The organism is Thainema salinarum CENA647, from assembly GCF_057732415.1.
This window is the reverse complement of sequence record NZ_JBYJZJ010000033.1, coordinates 1-1739: the sequence shown is the minus strand read 5'-3', so window position 1 is coordinate 1739 and position 1739 is coordinate 1. Positions and strand designations below refer to the sequence as shown.

Genomic DNA, 1739 nt, shown 5'->3' with positions numbered 1-1739 from the left:
AGCATTAACTTAGAGTCAAATCCAACCAACTGCATCGCTAGCAAGTAAGCACCAGGCACATACCCGATGGATGGTATTGAGCTAGTTATCGATAACCACCCTAACAATTAACAGAGTTAACTATGCTAGACCCGTCCTATGGTTGTGGCGGGTCTTTCTTTGTATCTATGTGAAGTGGCGGTGTAAGAGCAGGATATCGATCATCGGGAGGTTTGTCCAAATCTGCGATCGCAACTTTCAACGTTATAGCTTCTCCACCTTCCAGGCACTCTGAGAGCCAACCTTGCCGCAGCGGATGAACTTAAACCCGTGCCGCTCAAACTCTGATCCGCTGAGTGTCTTCAGCCCCAGAATTTCGGCTATCTCATGAGTCGGCAGCTCCCAACCCTTCTCTGCAATTTCGTCGAGCTGGCGATAGCGGTCAAGCATGTCCGGCTGTTTCTGTTGACCTGCGATCGCACTTAGCAAAACGGCCAGTTCAGATGGCTGCTCTTGGTAAACAATGCTTGTGTCTTGTGTCCTGTCCAACTGTCTCACAGGACTCATAGGACGAGTTTGGGGTTCAACGCTCAACACTCGATCTGCTGCATCAGAAACAGTTTCTCCCTGCTTGATCAGAACGTGCATCGAGTCGAGCAGGTTGAGCAGTGCCTCATCAACATAGGATTTTTTACCTCGCTTCTCCGGCCCCAGTGATTCATCCCGCTGCTTAAGTGCATCGAGTCGAGCATAGATTTGCGATCGCGCTACATCGTATCGAGCTGGTAATTCAGAAACGGGAAATTCAGTATCCATCTGTCTTGTCCTGTTGTCTCGTGATGTGTTCTGTCTTGTGTTTTGTCTCGCGTTTTTATCGTCTTGTCTTACGCCTTGTCCGTTGCTAAAACCCGTATTTTTCAATGGCTTTATTGATTTGTCCTGTGTCTCGTCCTATAATAGAACAGGACGTAAAACACTACATAAGACGGGACACAACACAGGACATAGTATAGGTCAGGTTATGGCAAAGCAGCGTAAAGATAACGATGGATGATCGCAGTCTGATCATTGGGTGGCTGATATTCCCACCAATGGACAGGGCAAAGCGCGAAAGATTATGCGGAAAGGCAAGATCGAACTTGATCAGGATGAGGAACTGAGCCTCAAGTTTGGTGGTCGCCAGCAGATGGAGACTCGCGATCCAAATGAATGTCGCTATTGGATGGATCGAGTTGTAGATGAGGATGAGGATCTAGAAGATTCCTACGACCAGGAGAACGACACCAGCGATGATGAGCGGTCTGAACAACCACCGGACTGGCCGTAAAGTGTCAAACATTTAATCTGTATGGTTATGAGGACAAGCTAAGCCTGGGGTGACTCCCAGACTTAGCTTGCTTATACCCGTGATTCAACCTGCTAGATCATCCCTTGCCCTTTATGCCGCCAATCATGGGTCATGGTCAATTTACCCTCCTCACCTTCAGCTAGGGCTTTACGATCAGCCGCTCTCTGTTTTGCGATCGCAGCTTCTGCTTCACTTAAGTCGCCTGGTTCGTTGACGTACATTGGCGGTTCAACTGCATAGTTGTTGATCAGCCCCTCTTGATCAACGGTGTAACTATCACGAGTGTGAATATGCTCAATGTCTGCTGGAGAATCATGATCAACCTGACCAAAATGGCTCCCTTCCCGAGCTGCACGAGCGGCTGTTTCAGCCGGAATGATATGAGGGTCGGGGTGGGGAATTTCTTTATTCG

Annotated in this window: 3 protein-coding genes; 1 reads left to right on the top strand and 2 read right to left on the bottom strand. The window is 48.5% G+C overall.

Features of this window, described 5'->3' with window-relative positions; genetic code table 11:
- Positions 1 to 243: 243 nt before the first annotated feature.
- Positions 244 to 795: a hypothetical protein gene (locus tag AC286M_RS36220; protein WP_488209048.1), complete on the bottom strand. Its 552-nt coding sequence runs from the start codon at positions 793 to 795 to the stop codon at positions 244 to 246.
- A 256-nt stretch (positions 796 to 1051) separates the two neighbouring features.
- Here AC286M_RS36220 and AC286M_RS36215 point away from each other — a divergent pair, with 256 nt between their 5' ends.
- The gene (locus tag AC286M_RS36215) at positions 1052 to 1306 is read left to right on the top strand and encodes a hypothetical protein (RefSeq protein WP_488209047.1); all 255 of its coding nucleotides are present in this window, start codon (positions 1052 to 1054) and stop codon (positions 1304 to 1306) included.
- A 92-nt stretch (positions 1307 to 1398) separates the two neighbouring features.
- On the opposite strand, the gene AC286M_RS36210 is transcribed toward AC286M_RS36215, so the two are convergent.
- Positions 1399 to 1739, bottom strand: a 341-nt coding sequence (locus AC286M_RS36210) for a hypothetical protein (RefSeq protein ID WP_488209046.1), incomplete at its 5' end; no start/stop codon positions are given.